Source organism: Caballeronia sp. SBC1, from assembly GCF_011493005.1.
GTDB lineage: Bacteria > Pseudomonadota > Gammaproteobacteria > Burkholderiales > Burkholderiaceae > Caballeronia.
Genome location: NZ_CP049157.1, coordinates 1,273,312 through 1,288,209, shown reverse-complemented (window position 1 = coordinate 1,288,209; position 14,898 = coordinate 1,273,312). Strand labels below are relative to the sequence as shown.

Genomic DNA, 14,898 nt, shown 5'->3' with positions numbered 1-14,898 from the left:
AACCATTCATTCGACATATTTTTCTCCCCGCTTATCTCCACCTATCTCCCCGCGTTTTAAAAGGGGCAGTTCAGGCGCGATCAAATTCAAGGTAAAGTACTGTACATCCATACAGTGAAATTTACCATGTCTGCCCTGCTCAATAACGTCGAAGACATCCACCCCGCCTTGTGGCGCGGGTCGCAGCTCGCGCGCTCGCATGGGCAAACGGTCGACACGGGCTATGCCGTGCTGTCGGCCGAACTGCCGGGCGGCGGCTGGCCCCTGGGAACGCTGATCGAGTTGCTGGTGCAGCAGCCGGGCGTGGGCGAAGTCAGGCTGTTACGCCCGGCGCTTGCCGCGGTGAGCCGTCGCCCTATCGCCTTTGTGCAACCGCCTCATAGTCCAAATTCTCTCGCTTTTGCGTATCTGGGTATGCCGCTCGACAAGCTGCTTCAGGTGCGTGCATCGAAACTGGCTGACGCATTGTGGTCAGCCGAGCAAATTCTCAAGACCGGCAGTTGCGGCGCGCTCGTCTTCTGGCAGCAATACGCGCGCACGGAATCTCTGCGGCGCCTGCACATGGCCGCGCAATCCTCTGAAACGCTGTTCCTGATGGTGCGTCCGCTCGCGAGCGCGGCGGACTCGTCACCGGCCACGTTGAGGCTCTGCGTGCGGCCCGCCGGCGACGGTATTGCTGTCGACATCATCAAGCGCAAAGGCCCGATCCGTGCCGAAAGACTGTCCATCACCCTGCAACCCTCTCCCGTCCTGCTGAGTCCCCATGCCCGTGTACGTCGGCATACATCTACCCCGGTTGTCGCTGGAAGTGTTCCGTCCACGCTGGTCGCGCCGGTCTGAACACGGCTGCGTCGTCCTCGACCGCGACACGGTTTTTATCGCAGACCCGGGCGCTCGCGAGGCCGGCGTGTGCGTAGGCATGAAACGCGGTGGCGTCCTCACACTCTCGCCCGACACCCTCATGTTCGAGCGCGAGCTGAGCCGAGAAAACGACTTGATGCGCGAGGTAGCTTTTTCGCTGATGAAATTCTCACCCATGGTCGCGCTCTGCGATGAGGAAACCATTGTTATCGACGTCACGGCGAGCTTGCGGCTCTTCGGCGGCATCGTGCGGCTGTGCCATCAGATGCGGGACATTATTGATGCGATTGGCGTGACGGCGCGTTTAAGTACGGCGCCGACCGGCCAGGGCGCATGGCTGCTGGCCAAAAGCATCCGAAGCGCTCACCTCGGCAAGCGGCGCGTGTTGAAAATGGCGTCGCTCGAACGCAAGCTCGGGACGCTGCCGTTTCAGACCGCGCCGGAAGTGCGGGCTTTCACCGACTGGTTCAACGGGCTAGGTTGCAAGACGCTGAACGACATTCGCCGCCTGCCGCGCGCGGGGCTTAAAAAACGCTGCGGCGTCGCACTGCTGGATTCGCTTGATCGCGCTTATGGGCTCGCGCCCGAGCTCTATGAATGGCTGGCCGTGCCGCCCGCTTTCAGCGCGCGCATCGAGTTGCCCGATCGCATCGAGCATGCGGAAGCCATGTTGTTTTCCGCGCGCCGGCTGATCGTGCAACTGTGCGGCTGGCTGAGCACGCAGCAACTGGCGCTCACGCACGCCACGCTCACGCTGGAACACGAGCGCGGCCGCGATGCCATCGACCCCACCGTTATCCAGATCGCCCTCGCCGAACCCACCTGGCACGAAGAACATTTGCTGCGCTTGTTCAAGGAGCGGCTTGGCCGCACGGAACTCGTGGCCCCGGTGATCGCCATGCGCCTGAGCGCCGCAAAAATACAGCCTGCCGAACCGCCTACCGAAACGCTTTTTCCCGAACCCGGCGGTTCACCTGAAGACCACAACCGCTTGCTTGAATTGCTGGTTGCGCGGCTGGGCGCCGAGAACGTGCTGCGTGCGGCGCCTTCATCGGATTACCGGCCTGAGCAGGCGAACCGATGGATCTCCGTCACCGACACCACCCATCCGCAAAAGCTTGAAGCCGTGCCGTCCGATCTGCCGCGTCCGGCGTGGCTGCTTGAAACGCCGTTGCAACTGATGATGAAAAACCATCGGCCGTTCTATGGGTCGTCGCTGAAACTGGTGTCGCCGGCTGAGCGCATTGAGGCGGGATGGTTCGATGGCGGTCTGACAAGCCGCGATTATTTCGTCGCACAAGCCAGCGATCAAAGTTGCTACTGGATTTATCGCGAGCGGCCCGGTAGTGCGGAGGCCGAAGATCCGCGCTGGTTTCTCCACGGTCTGTTTGGATGATGCGCCGTGGATACCACCTTCTCCATGCTGCCCGCGTATGCGGAGCTTTTCGCGTTCTCCAACTTCACGTTCCTTCACGGGGCATCGCGTGGAGAGGAGCTGGTCGCGCGGGCGGCGCAACTCGGTTATGCCGGTCTGGCGATCACTGACGAATGCTCGCTCGCGGGTGTTGTACGCGCGCATGTGGAGGCGAAGAAACTGAACTTTCCGCTGGTGATTGGCTCGTATTTCAAGCTCGTCAATGCAGATCTTTCGCCGGCCTTCGGACTCATTTTGCTGGCGACAAACCGCAATGGATACGGCAATTTGTCGGAGCTCATCACCATTGCTCGCATGCGGTCGAAAAAAGGCGCGTACCTGCTCACGCCAAACGATCTCGCACGGCCCGATAAAGAGTTCGCGCATCTGCGCGGCATGCCGGATTGCCTCGCGATCCTGGTGCCCGATTTCCCTGCAAAGCAGGCCGCGCTCGATGCCCAGATCGAATGGCTCGACACCACGTTTCCTCAACGCGCGTGGGTTGGGTTGACGCTGCACCAGCGCGCGCTCGATGACATGCATCGGGGGACCGTTGAGCACGTGGCGGCGTTTCATAAGGTGCGCGTGGTAGCGACCGGCAACGTGGTGATGCACGTGCGGTCGCGCAAGCCGCTGCAGGACACCATGACGGCAATTCGTATCGGCAAGCCGGTGTCAGAATGCGGTTATGACCTCACGCCGAACGCCGAGCAACATTTGCGTTCTCGGCTTCGGCTCGCGAATCTCTATCCGGAATACACGCTGGGTGAAACGCTCAACGTGCTCAAGCGCTGCACGTTTTCACTCGATGAATTGCACTACGAGTATCCGAATGAAATCGTGCCAGCCGGATTTACACATGCTGCTTATTTGCGGCAGGAAACCTATGTCGGCGCGCATCGGCGTTTTCCGCTCGGCATTCCGCACAAGGTGCAGGCTCAGATAGAACATGAACTCGAGTTGATCGAGTATATGAAATACGAGGCGTACTTTCTCACGGTCTATGACCTCGTTCGTTTTGCCCGCAGCGAACACATTCTTTGTCAGGGGCGTGGCTCCGCCGCGAACTCCGCCGTGTGTTATTGCCTCGGCGTTACCGAAGTGGACCCGGCGAGCAGCAACATGCTGTTCGAGCGGTTTATCAGCAAAGAGCGCGGTGAACCGCCGGATATTGATGTCGACTTCGAGCATCAGCGGCGCGAGGAAGTGATCCAGTACATCTATCGTAAATACGGGCGTGATCGTACGGCGATTGCTGCGGCTGTATCGACGTATCGGCCGCGTGGCGCATTGCGTGAAACGGGCAAGGCGCTGGGTGTCGATCCGCAGATTGTGGATCGCGTTGCGAAGTCGCATCAGTGGTTCGATACCAGTCATGACCTGCTGCAGCGCTTCATTGAATCCGGGCTCGATCCAGAGAATGTGTTGATTCAATCGTGGGCGGCGCTGGCGGCGCAATTGCTGAATTTTCCGCGGCATTTGTCGCAGCATTCAGGCGGTTTTGTGATCAGCCGGGAAAAACTCACGCGGCTGGTTCCTGTCGAAAATGCAGCTATGCCGGATCGCAGCGTGATCCAGTGGGACAAGGACGATCTGGAAGCGCTGGGGCTTTTAAAAGTCGATGTGCTTGCGCTCGGCATGCTGTCGGCCATTCGACGCACACTCGATATGGTTTCGGAGAAACGCGGCGAGCGCTTCGAGATGCAGGACATTCCTCGTGAAGATCCGGCGACCTACGAGATGATCTCGCAGGCGGACACGATCGGCGTATTCCAGATTGAGTCGCGCGCGCAGATGTCGATGTTGCCGCGACTGCGGCCGCAGACGTTTTACGATCTGGTGATCGAGGTTGCGATCGTACGGCCCGGTCCGATTCAGGGTGGCGCGGTGCATCCGTATTTGCGGCGGCGTCAGGGTTTGGAGCCGGTGAGTTTTCCAAACGACGATCTGAAAGTCGCGCTCGACAGAACCTTGGGCGTGCCAATTTTTCAGGAACAGGTCATGCAGATCGCGATGATCGCTGCCGGCTTCACTGCCGGTGAAGCCGACGAATTGCGCCGCGCGATGGCCGCCTGGAAACGCAAAGGCGGCCTGGAGAAGTACTACGATCGCATTGTGAATGGCATGACCAAGAACGGTTATAAAAAAGCCTTCGCAGACGCCATCTTCGAGCAGATCAAGGGCTTCGGTGAATATGGTTTTCCTGAAAGCCATGCGGCGAGTTTTGCGCTGCTTGTGTATGTCAGCAGTTGGTTGAAGCGACATGAACCAGCAGCGTTTCTCGCGGCCATGCTCAACTCGCAACCGATGGGTTTCTACTCCCCTTCGCAACTCGTGCAGGATGCGAAGCGCCATGGTGTTGTTGTGTTTCCCGCTGACGTTACGGTAAGCGGCTGGGATTCGGTGCTTGAGTATCCGGATGAACAGCGAGGCGATGACAGCAGGCCTGCTGTGCGACTGGGACTATCACTGCTTCGCGGAATGCGCGACGGTGCAGCCGAGCGTATTGAAACGGCGCGTAGCGTACGTCCGTTCGAGAATGTGGGTGATCTTGCGCAACGGGCGCAACTTGACCGGCATGACCTGCAGGCGCTGGCGGCGGCCAATGCGTTGACTTCGCTCGCCGGTAATCGACGGGAAGCGTTATGGCAATCCGTGGCCGCAGTGCCCGACAAGGATCTGCTCAACAATGCACGCGTGGAAGATGTCACGCCGCTGCTCGGCGCGCCTTCTGAGGCCGACGATATTGTCAGCGACTACAAGGCTACGGGTCTGTCTCTCGGACGTCATCCGCTTGAACTGTTGCGGCCGGCGTTGCTTGAGCAGCGGTTGATGCCGGCTGCCACGTTGCATGGTTACAGGAACGGGCGGTTAGCGCGCGGGTGCGGACTTGTAACGGTGCGTCAACGGCCTGGAACGGCGAAGGGTGTGATGTTCGTCACGATTGAAGATGAGACCGGTAACGTCAACGTGATCGTATGGCCTAGTCTGCTGGAGAAGCAGCGCCGTGAAGCGCTCGGATCGACGTTGCTCGCCGTGTACGGTACGTGGCAATGCGAGGGCGAGGTTCGACATCTCGTTGCGCAGCGGTTGGTGGATATGTCGTATCTGCTGGGTGGGTTGACGAGCGTGAGCCGGGACTTTCATTGATGTTTTTGTCATTTTTTATCATCAGCACTCCGTCTAAATTGGTTTATCGCAAGCCGAGGACGTTCTTATTCAACGCCTTGCGTGAAACGCACTATATTAGAGGCTGGTTTTAGCCACCGAAGGAGTCCGAGTATGAAAGTCCTCACGTATCGCAGCACCGTTGCAGGTATCGCAATTGCGATGTTGTTACCCTTTTCAGCCGCTCACGCGCAGCTTGGCAATTTGTTGAAGGGAGGCGGAAGCTCTGATGGGTCATCGTCCAGCGGGCTCAGCAGCCTGGGGAGCATGAGCGGGATGACTAGCGGGTTGACCGGGTCATCCTTGACATCGGGTAGTACGAGTAATGTCGCGGGTGTGCTGCAGTTCTGTATCAAGAACAACTATCTCAGTGGGAATGGGGCGTCGTCGGTTAAGGATTCGCTGATGAGCAAGCTGGGCGGGACATCGGCTGCGTCGTCGGATAGTGGGTATACCGCTGGGGCGGCTGGTCTCTTGAAAAGTGGCGATGGGAAGCAGGTTGATCTGAGTGGCGGTGGGTTGAAGCAGCAAGTTACAAAGCAGGTTTGTGACAAGATTCTTTCGCAAGGGAAGTCGCTGGTGGGTGGGTGATGGGTAGTTCGTTTTTAAATGCTTCGCGAGCAACTTGACGAGTTGTCTTTTATTTTTTTACCCCGATGGGTCCTTCGTTCGTGTTGGACTTGTCGGGGACTCATATGATGCGCCATCGATGCTCGATCAGCTCTATTCGAGCGCATCAACCAACATCTATCAAGGTAGTAAATGAAGACCACCCTCAAAGTTCTGTTGTTGTCCTCAGTAATGTGTCCGATGCTTGCCTGGGCACAAGCGGGTGGCTGTGACGCAAAGCGTTCTGCGTTGGAGAGGGAGATTACATACGCTAAGGCGTATGGCAATGCAAGGCGCGTCGACGGCCTGGAGACCGCGCTTGGGCGGATGAATGCCAACTGCACAGATGATGTATTGCGCAGCGCGAGCCAGCGCAAAGTTGCCGCGGCAGAGAAAAAGCTGGCGGAACGCGAACACGATTTGCAAGAAGCCAGAACTCAGGGAAAAAGCTCAAAGAAAATTGCCGATCGCCAACGCAAGGTGGATGAAGCGCACGCGGACTTGGAGCGGGCACAGACCGAAAGTTATGATTAAGCTGGGGTGGGCGGCGGGTTTTCAGGTTGGTGCTTTTTCTATATTGGCCAAGGCAACAAATGGAAAAAACGTTGGGGAAAAATCGTGGTGGCAGCTTGTTTGAGTATTTTCTGAAAACGTCGCCCGCGAATGCACCCGTTGAGTGAGTTCGATGACCGTTTTGGGTCGGCAGGACTCTTTCGAATTTCTTGTCGCTCCGACATTCGTAATGGTACAGATTCGGGGCGCGTGAGCATCTGTAATGGCCGATTTTAAGCATCTCAGAACGCTGCGTTGACGGACGGGTCTTCGGCCATCGTCGACATTGGGGCGGGTCGGGTTCTACGTCAGCAATGTGGCGGATTGCTGACAGTGGCGGCATCGAACAGCCGGGCGGCAGCTTCCTGCATCAGCGAACTCACGCTCCCGACCCGAAACTGACGTCCGGCGGCGTGATCTCCGTTTCGAAGATACTCGACTTGTTCATGTCGAGCGATTGATCTGCCTTCAATTGGCCGCTGCAGAATTTCGACTCAGTTCCGACCAGCCAACTGCTCGCATACTTCCAGCTCTGGGCGAGGTTTCCTTTGGTGTAGTAACGGTCACTTGTTGGAGCCCTGCAACTAGGATGCCCGTCACTTGCGATTGTGTTGTTGTGCCGGTTTCCGTATGCTGAAAGCCGATGAGTAGCTAACAGTCATTTGGAATCCACCAAAGATAAATCATCGTTTCCTGAGCTTAAAAAATGAACCTGGACGAGGCATGCAATCTTAGCATCGAGCATTTAGCGGCCCACGGTCCCAGCGACATCACGAAGGAAACCCTAGAGACAACGTTGATAAGGGCGCATAAGGCTGATCTAATAGCCGAGGTCCATGCCAAGGTTCGTAAGGGAAATATACTTGACATGGGTTTTAAGCCGATCCAGTATATTTTGACGCCCAAAAATCGATATGTATTTGACTATCGGAAGGCCGCCATAATCGATCCTCTGTGCTTGGCGAAATATACTGCCATTGTTCTACAAGCCGCTGAACAGATAGAAATTGCCAGAGTGCCTGTATCGGAGAATATCGTATATTCTTCGAGGTTTGCTCCGAAGGAGGGGGCTCTTTTTGATAAAAACATCGGCTATGGAGACTGGCGTGAACGTGTCAAAGAACTAGCAAACGAAGACAGCTGTACATACGTCGTGCAATGTGATATCGCTTCCTTCTACGATAGGATCAATATCCATCGTGTTCACTCTACTCTTTTAGATATCGGCGTTGACGAGCAGATTGTGACCGCTATAAATAGCCTTCTATTGCTTTGGTCAAAAAAAGATAGCTATGGAATTCCCATTGGAAACACCGCAAGTCGAATAATCTCAGAAGCGGCTTTAATCGATGTCGACAGATATCTGATAGACGAAGGTGTCCGTTTTGTACGTTATGTTGACGATTTTCGAATATTTGCGCCGAACCTTGTTACGGCCCAGCGATGGATGAATTTGCTGACGACACGTCTGTTCAGGGACGGTTTGATGTTGAATACTGGAAAGACCAAGCTTTACTTGTCCGAAAAAAATGAGGACACACCACCACCATTGGCCGAAGATAGTGCAGATGCGATTATTAAGAAAGTCACAAAGCTTACCGGTGGCTACAATCGTATTGCACGGACCTTCGTCATGCCGGCTAGTGAAAAATATGATGCTTTTATAAAGATTGATATACCTCATGAGATCGAGTCGTTGCAAACACAAGGAATTCCTGAATTTTCTGGAATCCAGAAATTGATAATTGCATGTCTCGTGCAGCAAAAATTCAAATTGCTCGAGCAGATAGCAATAATATGCGGAGAATATTTATATTCACTAGATTACTTTATTGATATGTTGTTAAAAAATAGCGATGTTATTCCGCAAGAAAATAAGACTGTGATTACAGAATATTATGCGAAAATGGTCCTGTCGGACGGTTTTGGATCGCTAGAATGGCATCAGGCAACTTTGGCAAAGCTTTTATCTAGCGACGGGTTTTTCAAAAAGGCAGCACTTATTCACATAGTAAAAATTCCGAATAAGGATAGTGTGACATATCCGTCAATGATTGCCCTTGAGGGATTGAAGGGACATTTGACGCGGGAAGAATTTAGAACAATACGAGAATGGTTCGATAGATGTGATGAGTGGGAAAAAAGAAGAATAATTAGCGCTTCGGTGGCGCTTCCGGCAGAAGAGCGCAAAGCGTGGGGACGTGCAATTAAGCCTATGCTGACGGCGGATTTTTTGGCGACAAAAATGTCCGACGACCTGATCCGCGGCCGAGAGTAATGCGATAACAAAAGGCTATTTATGAATAGTATCGTATCTCAGGAGAGCCGGACAACTCTCGCACACAACGCAAGCAAAAATGCGTTGAGTCTTAGCGAACAGTGGTGATCGGTAAAAACCGGGCAGCAGCATCCGCTCGACATCTGGTTTACGACACATTCAGTTTACGGCGCCTCGGACGTATCTGTCTCGTGTTCATCTCGCTTCTGCGACCATGGATCACGTAATGCACTTCACATAGGACACGGTAATCAGAAAAGAATTCAGCGATAGCGGTATGTAGCTCGCCGGCCCATTGAAGACGTTCCGCGTCTTTGGCAAAAAATTGCAGTATCGCCTCGACATCCTTCCGGAGATGGAAGACGTTGTTTCGAAACTCCCTTAACGAATCGGAATGCCGCTTCAACATACTGCCTATCGCATCGGATTTCGAAATTAGTTCGCGGAATCTCTCCGGACGGTTTTCCTGAATCAAAAGACGCATTCTAAGCTTATTAAAGCCTTCGCAAGTCACGCCAAGAAAACCTAGCCAAGAGGACAGATAAATTCCCAGCTTGACATTATCGTTTTGACTCAGACGGCCACGTTTTTCCCACTTATTGTCGAGATTCTTATAGTTCTCCCGCATTAGATCAGCCGCTAAAAAATAATGCGCATAGAGCACTAGGACGGGATCTTGATGTTTGCGTGGAAGGTCATCGTCTGGTAGTCTGCTGTCTACTTCAACTGCAAGTGAACGCGGAACATTAGCCACGTAGTAGTGGATACGCCCCGAGTAGACTAACAACCCTGCAGTCACTGCCGCATTGAAACACTCTTTGAGTGCGTCTTCGGTATCAAAGCCGTATTCCGCCAACCTGCCCCCTGCAAAACGAATCAATCGCCACACGTCGAATCCGTCGATCTCACCCTGTTCCCCGAAATCAAAGTCTACTTCGCCTGTGGAGAGACTTACTGCACATCCAAAGCCATGCTTAAAGTAATGAATACCACCTTCAAGCTCACCACGCGCGGGAATGTCAGTTTCGACCCAATGAGCAGATGAGAAAGGCATCCGGATGCCCGATCGTTGCATGAGTACCGCAGCGATACGGACGCTTGCTTGGTAGTCGAAAATCAACCTGGCGAGTTGCTTATTCACGAAGCCTCAGATTTGTAGTTAGTATGGCGCTCATGCGGTCGTCGCGGCTGAATAGAGCAGTATCGAGGATAATTTCCCTGGTGCGGCGCGCGATCATGATGAGACTGGCTTAACGTTATTATCGGGGAACTAATCGACTGAAGCGCCCATTTTCGCAGATGCCACACGGGCCATTATTGTTTAGGGTTGTAGGACGCCTGCCCTGATCCGTCGACGTGTCAACTCGCCCAGACGCCAGCGGGCAGGCGTCCTACAAGCCCCAAGGGAGGAAACCGCGGAGTGCTCCGACATGGTCTGAACATTTCACCGCTATGGCGATTTGTTCGATTCCACTGAGGGTACGGTGGATATAAACGCGGGTAAATCTGAGCCTGGGCAACCACGATCGCAGCAGCGACGCTGCTGAGCGTTGCTATCACGCCAACGCGGCCAGCACCAAACCACCCGTTTGGAGTCGTAGGCGCAGGCGTCTCCTATTGGCTCTCGTTGCCGAAGAGCCGACAGTCGATGTGTGCATCCTGACACGATGGCGTTCATGCGTTGGCTCACTCAGCAGGCGGTGCCCGGATAGGTCTGCTGCGCTGGAGTATGTCGATGATGATCATCGGCGAACCGCAGTGCCGGCAAACGAAGGTTGGCGGCACTGGGACTGTGGCTACGTCGTTAGCACTGCGGCCGATACTGGCAGGCACGACACCCAGCAACTCGCGTATCTTCGCGAGATTCTCGCGCCGCGATGGGTTCGCGAGCAAACCGTAGTGGCGGATGCGGTGGAAGCCGCCAGGCAGCACGTGCAATAGGAACCGGCGCACGAACTCATCTGCTTGAAGCGTCATGGTCTTGTTGCGTGTGCGTCCATCCACACGGTAGTCCTTCCAGCGGAAGGTGACGCCGTGTTCGTTGAGGGCGACCAGGCGTTGGTTAGAGATCGCGACCCGGTGCGTGTAACGCGACAGATAGGCGAGCACCGCTTTGGGTCCCGCAAACGGGCGTTTGGCATACACCACCCACTCGCATGCGCGCATTGGCGCAAGCCACTGGGCAAAGGCTGTCACATCGTTGAGCTCGACGTATTCGCCGAAGAAGCGCAACTGGCTCCGGCGATAGGTGGCCTCCAGTTCTTCGAGGAAGCGTCGGCGAAACAGCCGTGAGAGTACGCGCACTGGAAGGAAGAACCCTGGCTTGCACGCGACCCACCGGCTTCGATCCGGCGACAGTCCACCACCGGGAACGATGCCATGCACATGGGGATGATGCGTGAGCGCGGAGCCCCAGGTATGCAGGACGAGCGTGGTACCGATCTGCGCTCCGAGATGCTTCGGATCGGCGGCGATGGTGCGCAACGTTTCGGCCGCGATATCGAACAGCAGCCCGTAGATGACGGCCTTGTTGTAATACGCAATCGCGCTGATGGCCGCCGGCAGTGTGAAGACCACGTGGTAGTACTCGACGGGCAGGAGATCGGCCTCACGCGCTTCGAGCCACCGGCGCGCAGCGCTAGCCTGGCACCTCGGACAATGTCTATTGCGACATGTAATGGAGTGCACTCCGTTACGTGCCTTATGGGAAGTTTTTTCCTATGGGGAGAAGACGCCCCGGAGCGAGCACGGAGCGGACTCCGCGCCCGTTTAACTCTCCATTAAAGCTTGGCCCTAAGCATGGCGATTACCTTATCGGACGGCCGAAACGAACCCCTGCGCAAATGCGGTGGGACGATCGCGTTGAGGGCTTCGAGCTTCTCAGTTGGATCAGCGCGAGTGTAGATTTCAGTGGTCGCTAGATCGCTGTGCCCGAGCCAAAGGGACACCTTTCGGATATCCTGAGTACTTCGTAGTACTATCATTGCGCAGGTGTGCCTCAACACGTGCGGTGATACCTGCTTCTTCGACAGCGAGGGGCACCTATGACTAGCTGTCGCAGTGTGGCATTTAAGGACATATGCGAAACCCCAGCGACTCATCGCTTCGCCCCGTGCATTGACGAACAGTTCCGGTACTGCGACAGTTCCCCGTACCACCATCCAGGCACGCAACGCATTGGCGGTAGTTTTCCACAGGGGCAACGCGCGCTCCCGCCGACCCTTGCCGTGAACAAGGATGCTCAACGACGGGAGCACGACATCGGCGGTATGCAACCCCGTCAGCTCCGATACACGCAGGCCACCGCAGATGGCCAAATGCAGCATCGCCCGGTCCCGAATACCCTCGCGCGTTGACGGATCGGGCGCATCGAGCAGGGCCCGAACCTCATCCTCGAGCAGATACGGCACTAAACGGGAATCAGTTTTCTTGTAGGGAATCCCCAGAATTCGTCGCGCTTGTTCGAGGATCGCGGGTTCGCGATACTCAAGGAAGTGGAAGAATGACCTGATTGCAGCCAGTCGGACATTACGCGTCTCAGGCGAGTTGTGGCGCGTGTCTTCCAGGTATTCCAGGAAGTCGCTGATCAGTCTCGCATCGAGTTGCTCCAGCGCTAGCGACGAGGGCGTCAACTTGAGTCGCTTGGCGGCAAACTCGAACAGGAGCTGAAAGGTGCAAGCATAGGAGTCGCAGGTATGTTGGCTGGCGCCTCTCTCATGGGCAAGGTTTTGACGAAGGAATGCAACAATGTGCGGTGCAAGTGGGATCATTTCTGTTCTCCAGTGAGAAACCCTTCTGCGGCGACAGCAATGTCGCGCAGAAGCTCGGGCGTGGCCTCCAGATACCAATAAGTGGCGTTGATGTTGGCGTGACCCATGTAGGTCGCAAGGGCCAGCATGTGCCGCCCGACGCGGTCTCGGCCTTCCGGGCTTGCTTCCAGTGCCCTGACGGCGAACGTGTGCCTGAGCTCATGTAAGCGGGGACGGTGGCCGTTATGGGTGGTGCCCATGCCGGAGATCTTCAACAGCTTCTGGAATATCCAGTAAGTGACCGTGTACCTGAGCGCGCGACCGTCGTCATCAACGAACACATGGTCGTCAGCCGGGCAGGCTTGCCGCCGCAGTGCTAAGTACCTCTGCAAACCCTCCGCCGCTGTCTCGTGCAGTGGAATCAGACGGGTCTTCTGGAATTTGCTCTTTCGAATGAGTAGTCCTTCGGGTGTCATGTCGACAAGGCGCAGGTTCAGGGCCTCCGAGATCCGCATGCCCGTGGCTAACAGCAGGGCAATTAATGTCGCATACGTTTGTGGTTGCAACGTACCGCGAGGGCCCGATTGCAAGGCAGTGTTGATCAAGCGCTCGATGTCGGCGCACGTGTAGATGAACGGAACGCGACGCGTCTTTCGGTAACCAAAGTGCCGGGCGGGTGGTAGTTCATGGTTTTGATCTTCCATTCGCACATACCGGGCGAACCGACACACGGTCTTTAGCCTCGCGTCACGCTGGGCCACCGTCGCCGCCTCGCCGGCCCAGTCGATTGCTGTCTGCGCGCAAACGTGCATTTCACCGCGCTTGACAGCAAAGCACGCGAAACTGCGCAACAGGTAGTCAGCGTTCAGCAGTTTGAATCCGGCGGCACGCCGCGCGGCAAGATAGGACTCCACGGCCGGCATCATTTCGCCACCTCCGGCCATGGCTGAGCGATTTGTCTGAGCAGCGCGACGTCGACCTTGGCGTAATAGGCGGTGGTGTCGATGCCGCGATGCCTCAGGATCAGGCCAATCTGCTCGAGGGCAAGCCCGTGGCGCAACATCTCAGTCGCCGCCGTGTGGCGCAGCAGATGTGCGCCTTTGGCGGGCGAGCTCACCCCGGCCCGTTTTAGTGCGCGCTTCACTACCGAAGATATGCCACCGCCTGAGATAAGCGGCTTGAAGGGTGCGATGTTTCGAACAAAGACATGGTCGCTGCCGGCAACTCGAGGTCTCGATTCGAGATACCGCAGAAGTGCCTCGCCAGCATCCTGCGGCAGCGGAAGGCGAACTTCATAGCGCCCCTTTCCTAAGACACGTAGTGTCCCGAAGTCCCACTCGATATCGCTCACGCGAAGGTTCGCCAAGTCACCAGCGCGAACCCCAAGTCGCACAAGCAAGAGGACAATCGCACGATCGCGAAGACGCCCGCGTGAATCGCCGTCGCATGCGGCGATCAGGCGGTCAACTTCGTCAGCGCTCAGACACCGCGGCAGTGTCGCAAGGCGCCAATGCGCCAACGACGGAACCGCCTGATCGAGACCGGGCCGACACAGATCCTGAACACCGAGGTAGCGTAAGAAGGCGCGTGCGCTGGTGACCCGCTTTTCAGCGGTACCAGCGCCGCAACTGCAAGCACTGTTCAGCAGGAACGTGCGTATTTGCTTCGGATCCCACTGGTTGACGTCATTGCCAAGCACCTTCAGCATCACTGTGGCATCACGACAGTAGAGCCGAATGGTCGGCTCTTTCGCACCCCGGTGCTTTTGCAACCATCGCCGGAAACCGCCCACGATTGCCGGCTCCTGAATCTCGGCAATCGAAGGCTTGTTGTCCGGGCAGACGCCGATCTCGATCAAGTATTCGCGAAAGCGCTTGGCGCCGAAATAGACATGGTGGTTGGTCTTACCGCCCTTTGCTTCGGGACAAGTGCAGGTTGGCAGATGACGCATGAAGATTTCCGGGGTCTGTGGACCCGCATCGGCCAGGGTACCGCCGCGTGCCAGCATGAAGCGACCAAGATGGTCGGCAGCTCGCAGGTAGCGTATGGCACTGGCCGCAGAGTATCCGTCTCGTTCGAGCGCGTCAGCAAAGTCATCGATGAAGACTCCGCTGGGTCCCGAGCGCAGGCGCTTCAAGGTTTTGGGTGCTACCAGATAGGTGTCCAGCATCACATCCTCCTATGAGGGTTGCCAGGGAAGGCCAAGCCACCATAGCAAAGGAGGACCGCGATTTTTATGGGGAGTTGAATGGCGACTAGCCAGATAT

General features: G+C 56.1%; 11 protein-coding genes and 1 pseudogene. 7 read left to right on the top strand and 5 right to left on the bottom strand.

Annotation, left to right across the window (positions count from 1 at the left end; genetic code table 11):
- Positions 1 to 126: 126 nt before the first annotated feature.
- The 7 genes from imuA to SBC1_RS23770 all read left to right on the top strand — a co-directional run bounded on the left by imuA (position 127) and on the right by SBC1_RS23770 (position 8,882).
- Positions 127 to 840, top strand: coding sequence for a translesion DNA synthesis-associated protein ImuA (gene imuA / locus SBC1_RS23800; protein ID WP_165095001.1), 714 nt, complete (start codon positions 127 to 129; stop codon positions 838 to 840).
- Entirely contained in the window at positions 764 to 2,257 is a 1,494-nt protein-coding gene (locus SBC1_RS23795; RefSeq protein ID WP_165095004.1) for a DNA polymerase Y family protein, read from the top strand. The genes imuA and SBC1_RS23795 overlap by 77 nt, the downstream gene beginning before the upstream one ends.
- A gap of 6 nt (positions 2,258 to 2,263) precedes the next feature.
- Complete coding sequence (locus SBC1_RS23790) at positions 2,264 to 5,425, top strand: error-prone DNA polymerase (protein ID WP_165095009.1); 3,162 nt, start codon at positions 2,264 to 2,266, stop codon at positions 5,423 to 5,425.
- A 132-nt stretch (positions 5,426 to 5,557) separates the two neighbouring features.
- The gene (locus SBC1_RS23785) at positions 5,558 to 6,034 is read left to right on the top strand and encodes a DUF2501 domain-containing protein (protein WP_165095012.1); all 477 of its coding nucleotides are present in this window, start codon (positions 5,558 to 5,560) and stop codon (positions 6,032 to 6,034) included.
- A gap of 171 nt (positions 6,035 to 6,205) precedes the next feature.
- A complete protein-coding gene (locus SBC1_RS23780; RefSeq protein WP_165095017.1) occupies positions 6,206 to 6,586 on the top strand; it encodes a DUF1090 domain-containing protein in 381 nt (126 codons plus the stop codon).
- Positions 6,587 to 6,918: 332 nt separating this feature from the next.
- Positions 6,919 to 7,065: a hypothetical protein gene (locus SBC1_RS23775; RefSeq protein ID WP_165095021.1), complete on the top strand. Its 147-nt coding sequence runs from the start codon at positions 6,919 to 6,921 to the stop codon at positions 7,063 to 7,065.
- 245 nt (positions 7,066 to 7,310) lie between these two features.
- Complete coding sequence (locus SBC1_RS23770) at positions 7,311 to 8,882, top strand: RNA-directed DNA polymerase (protein ID WP_165095025.1); 1,572 nt, start codon at positions 7,311 to 7,313, stop codon at positions 8,880 to 8,882.
- Between the two features lie 148 nt (positions 8,883 to 9,030).
- Here the strand turns inward: SBC1_RS23770 and SBC1_RS23765 are convergent, their stop codons facing one another.
- From SBC1_RS23765 to SBC1_RS23745, 5 genes and pseudogenes are all read right to left on the bottom strand, one after another.
- The gene (locus SBC1_RS23765; RefSeq protein WP_165095029.1) at positions 9,031 to 10,023 is read right to left on the bottom strand and encodes a hypothetical protein; all 993 of its coding nucleotides are present in this window, start codon (positions 10,021 to 10,023) and stop codon (positions 9,031 to 9,033) included.
- A gap of 545 nt (positions 10,024 to 10,568) precedes the next feature.
- A pseudogene (locus tag SBC1_RS23760) lies at positions 10,569 to 11,558 on the bottom strand (IS91 family transposase); the annotation flags it as partial.
- A 104-nt stretch (positions 11,559 to 11,662) separates the two neighbouring features.
- Positions 11,663 to 12,652, bottom strand: coding sequence for a tyrosine-type recombinase/integrase (locus SBC1_RS23755; protein WP_165095034.1), 990 nt, complete (start codon positions 12,650 to 12,652; stop codon positions 11,663 to 11,665).
- Positions 12,649 to 13,557 carry a tyrosine-type recombinase/integrase gene (locus SBC1_RS23750; RefSeq protein ID WP_165095039.1) on the bottom strand — a complete coding sequence of 303 codons (909 nt, stop codon included), beginning with the start codon at positions 13,555 to 13,557 and terminating at the stop codon, positions 12,649 to 12,651. The genes SBC1_RS23755 and SBC1_RS23750 overlap by 4 nt, the downstream gene beginning before the upstream one ends.
- A complete protein-coding gene (locus SBC1_RS23745) occupies positions 13,554 to 14,801 on the bottom strand; it encodes a site-specific integrase (protein ID WP_241202212.1) in 1,248 nt (415 codons plus the stop codon). The genes SBC1_RS23750 and SBC1_RS23745 overlap by 4 nt, the downstream gene beginning before the upstream one ends.
- Positions 14,802 to 14,898 lie beyond the last annotated feature (97 nt).

Bases quoted from the DNA above. Each gene is read 5' to 3' on its own strand.
- SBC1_RS23750 (WP_165095039.1), bottom strand. From the start codon at position 13,557: ATGATGCCGGCCGTGGAGTCCTATCTTGCCGCGCGGCGTGCCGCCGGA.
- SBC1_RS23785 (WP_165095012.1), top strand. From the start codon at position 5,558: ATGAAAGTCCTCACGTATCGCAGCACCGTTGCAGGTATCGCAATTGCG.
- SBC1_RS23745 (WP_241202212.1), bottom strand. From the start codon at position 14,801: ATGCTGGACACCTATCTGGTAGCACCCAAAACCTTGAAGCGCCTGCGC.
- imuA (WP_165095001.1), top strand. From the start codon at position 127: ATGTCTGCCCTGCTCAATAACGTCGAAGACATCCACCCCGCCTTGTGG.
- SBC1_RS23780 (WP_165095017.1), top strand. From the start codon at position 6,206: ATGAAGACCACCCTCAAAGTTCTGTTGTTGTCCTCAGTAATGTGTCCG.
- SBC1_RS23755 (WP_165095034.1), bottom strand. From the start codon at position 12,652: ATGATCCCACTTGCACCGCACATTGTTGCATTCCTTCGTCAAAACCTT.
- SBC1_RS23795 (WP_165095004.1), top strand. From the start codon at position 764: ATGCCCGTGTACGTCGGCATACATCTACCCCGGTTGTCGCTGGAAGTG.
- SBC1_RS23775 (WP_165095021.1), top strand. From the start codon at position 6,919: ATGTGGCGGATTGCTGACAGTGGCGGCATCGAACAGCCGGGCGGCAGC.
- SBC1_RS23770 (WP_165095025.1), top strand. From the start codon at position 7,311: ATGAACCTGGACGAGGCATGCAATCTTAGCATCGAGCATTTAGCGGCC.